Raw genomic sequence first — 3512 nt, 5'->3', positions numbered from 1 at the left:
TGACCCCGGCGCTGATCTGGCTGTTGGCTTCGGCCTGGCTGCCGGTGTCGTTCATGGAGTTGTTCTGGTCGATCCTGCAAGTGGTGCTGCTGCCGATCGTGCTCGGCGTCGTCGCACAACGCGTGCTCGGCGAGCGGGTCCGCCATGCGGTGGAGGTGCTGCCGCTGGTGTCGGTGGTGAGCATCGTGATCATCGTCGCCGCCGTGGTGGCCGCCAGCCAGGCGAAGATCGCCGAGTCGGGCCTGCTGATCATGGCCGTGGTGATGTTGCACAACAGCTTCGGTTACGTGCTGGGCTACTTCACCGGCCGCCTGTTCAAGCTGCCGCTGGCGCAACGCAAGTCGCTGGCGTTGGAAGTGGGCATGCAGAACTCCGGGCTCGGCGCTGCCTTGGCCAGCGCGCATTTTTCACCGCTGGCTGCGGTGCCGAGTGCGCTGTTCAGCGTTTGGCACAATATTTCCGGAGCACTGCTGTCGACTTACTTCCGCCGCATGAGCGAAAAGGAAGACCGCCGCGCACTGGAGAACACCGCGAAAACTTGATCGACCGATCAATCTTCGGCACTCTACCGAGCGCTGCGGGGACGACCCCGCGACGCTATCGCGTACACATCAGGGGACGACCCCGCTTTTATAGAGGAAGGTCATCATGTCCTGGATCATTCTGTTTTTCGCCGGGCTGTTTGAAGTCGGCTGGGCCGTCGGTTTGAAGTACACCGACGGTTTCAGCAAGCCACTGCCCACCGCCCTGACGATTGCCGCCATGGCCATCAGCCTCGGCCTGCTGGGGCTGGCCATGAAGGAATTGCCGCTGGGCACCGCCTACGCCATCTGGACCGGCGTGGGTGCAGTGGGCACGGTGATCGCCGGGATTATCCTGTTTGGGGAATCCATGGCGTTGTTCCGGCTGGCCAGTGTGGCGTTGATCATTTGCGGGCTTGTGGGGCTTAAGATCAGCGCTTAGGCCGCTACCGTCATCGGGGGCAAGCCCCCTCCCACACTAGACCGCGCTAGTCAGAACAACTCGGTCAAATGTGGGAGGGGGCTTGCCCCCGATGAGGCCAGTACCTCCAGCACAGAACTACCTGACATCCCCACGCAGAACACCGACCACCGCCTGCAACTGCGCAGGTGTCGCCGCCTCTACCGCAACAGGCTCACCTGCCACCAACACCACCCGCGACCAGATCCGATGAAAGACGCCCTTGTTAGGATCGCGGCTGAAAAAACTCCCCCACAACCCCTGCAACGCCAACGGAATCACCGGCACCGGCGTCTCCTCAAGGATGCGCGTCACGCCGCCACGGAATTCGTTCATCTCACCATCGGCGGTCAACTTGCCTTCCGGGAAGATGCACACCAACTCACCGTCCTTCAGGTACTGCGCAATCCGTGTGAAGGCTTTTTCGTAGATCTGGATGTCTTCATTGCGCCCGGCAATCGGAATCGTCCCGGCGGTGCGAAAGATAAAGTTGAGCACCGGCAAGCGGTAGATCTTGTAGTACATGACAAAGCGAATCGGCCGACGCACCGCGCCACCAATCAACAGCGCATCGACGAACGATACGTGGTTGCACACCAGCAAGGCCGCGCCCTCGTCCGGGATCAGCTCCAGGTTGCGATGCTCGACGCGGTACATGGAATGGCTGAGCAGCCAGATCATGAAGCGCATGGTGAACTCGGGGACGATCTTGAAGATGTAGGTGTTGACCGCGACGTTGAGCAGCGACACCACCAGGAACAGCTCGGGGATCGACAGTTTGGCCACGCTCAACAGCAGGATCGACACAATCGCCGAGACCACCATGAACAACGCATTGAGAATATTGTTGGCCGCGATCACCCGCGCCCGTTCGTTCTCGGCGGTGCGCGACTGAATCAGCGCGTACAACGGCACGATATAGAAGCCGCCGAACACCCCCAGGCCCAGAATATCGAACAACACCCACCAGGCCTGGCCGTAACCGAGCACCGCCAGCCAATCGTTGGCCTGCACGTTCTGCGGCATGCCGCCGGAATGCCACCACAGCAGCAGGCCGAACACCGTCAGGCCGAAAGAGCCAAACGGCACCAGACCGATTTCCACCTTACGCCCGGAGAGTTTTTCGCAGAGCATCGAACCCAGCGCGATACCCACCGAGAACACTGTGAGGATCAGGGTCACTACCGTTTCGTCGCCGTACAACCATTCCTTGGCGTAGGCCGGGATCTGCGTCAGGTAGATCGCGCCGACAAACCAGAACCACGAGTTGCCGACGATCGAGCGCGACACCGCCGGGGTCTGCCCCAGGCCCAGGCGCAGGGTGGCCCAGGACTGGCTGAAGATGTTCCAGTCCAGCTGCAGTTGTGGCGTAGACGCCGCGGCCCGCGGAATGCGGCGGCTGGCCAGGTAGCCCAACACCGCCACGCCGACAATCGCCACCGCCACCACGGGCGCGTAGTTGGTGGACGACATCATGATCCCCGCGCCGATGGTGCCGGCCAGGATCGCCAGGAACGTGCCCATTTCCACCAGGCCGTTGCCGCCCACCAGCTCTTCCTCGCGCAGGGCCTGGGGCATGATCGAATACTTCACCGGGCCGAATAGCGCCGAGTGGGTGCCCATGGCAAACAACGCCAGCAGCATCAGTTCCAGATGATTGAACAGAAAACCCGTGGCGCCGACGGCCATGATCACGATCTCGCCGACCTTGATCGCGCGGATCAACGCGTCCTTGTTGAATTTCTCGCCAAACTGCCCGGCCAGCGCCGAGAACAGGAAGAACGGCAGGATAAACAACAAGGCGCACAGGTTGACCCAGATGGCGCGGTCACCGTCGATGGTCAACTTGTAGAGAATCGCCAGGATCAGCGATTGCTTGAAGATGTTGTCGTTGAAGGCACCCAGCAATTGGGTAATGAAGAACGGCAGAAAGCGCCGCGTGCGCAGCAAGGTGAATTGTGAGGGGTGGCTCATCGTCCGTGTTCCTGCGTGGCCTGGTTTTTTTTCAGGCCACGACTTTACCTAATCCCGCTTACTTATTCCCTAATCCTGCAATGCACGGTGAAACAAAAAGCTCACCTTTATAGGCTCCCAGCACGGTGCGCTTGGCAACGATCAGCCACATCAGCGCCAACGCCAGCACCAGCACACCGCCAAATACGCTGAAGAACCCCAGGTGCAACACGCTCGCCAGCTTCAACGTGGCCAGGGCATAGACCCCCAGCGGAAAGGTGAAGCCCCACCAGCCCAGGTTGAACGGGATACCGGCGCGCAGGTAACGCAGGGTGATCAGCACCGCGATCAGCATCCACCACAAACCGAAGCCCCACAGGGTAATACCGGCTATCAGGCCCAGGCCGTTGGCGATTTCACCGACAGCGGGCAGGCCATTGGCGGCGAAGATCGCCGGCGCATCGCCGCCCAGCAGCAACATACCGAGGGCACCGGTGCCGATCGGGCCAAGCGCCAGCCAGCTCGACGCGGCCATGTTGGCGTGGGGCAGCTTATGCAGGGCCATGCGCAGCATCAGG

Annotated in this window: 3 protein-coding genes and 1 pseudogene; 2 read left to right on the top strand and 2 right to left on the bottom strand. The window is 61.3% G+C overall.

Translation table 11 applies throughout. The annotated features are described in order from the left end of the window. Nucleotides 1-542 (top strand): bile acid:sodium symporter family protein (locus L9Z73_RS27495; protein ID WP_247407806.1); only part of this gene is annotated, 542 nt, incomplete at its 5' end. Between the two features lie 106 nt (nt 543-648). Next, a complete protein-coding gene (gene sugE / locus L9Z73_RS27490; protein WP_017136389.1) occupies nt 649-963 on the top strand; it encodes a quaternary ammonium compound efflux SMR transporter SugE in 315 nt (104 codons plus the stop codon). Nucleotides 964-1080: 117 nt separating this feature from the next. On the opposite strand, the gene L9Z73_RS27485 is transcribed toward sugE, so the two are convergent. Together L9Z73_RS27485 and L9Z73_RS27480 are read right to left on the bottom strand one after the other, a co-directional pair. Further along, nucleotides 1081-2955 (bottom strand): MFS transporter, encoded by a 1875-nt coding sequence (locus L9Z73_RS27485; protein WP_247407804.1) that lies wholly within the window; start codon nt 2953-2955, stop codon nt 1081-1083. Nucleotides 2956-3013: 58 nt separating this feature from the next. Beyond that, nucleotides 3014-3512, bottom strand: a pseudogene (locus L9Z73_RS27480) (C4-dicarboxylate ABC transporter); the annotation flags it as partial.

The organism is Pseudomonas emilianonis (genome assembly GCF_023072625.1).
Taxonomy (GTDB): domain Bacteria; phylum Pseudomonadota; class Gammaproteobacteria; order Pseudomonadales; family Pseudomonadaceae; genus Aquipseudomonas; species Aquipseudomonas paraveronii.
The sequence above is the reverse complement of the archived record's forward strand: the minus strand, read 5'-3'. Positions and strand labels throughout refer to the sequence as shown.

Excerpts from the sequence above, each read along its gene's own strand:
- L9Z73_RS27485 (WP_247407804.1), bottom strand. The coding sequence starts at position 2,955 with ATGAGCCACCCCTCACAATTCACCTTGCTGCGCACGCGGCGCTTTCTG.
- sugE (WP_017136389.1), top strand. The coding sequence starts at position 649 with ATGTCCTGGATCATTCTGTTTTTCGCCGGGCTGTTTGAAGTCGGCTGG.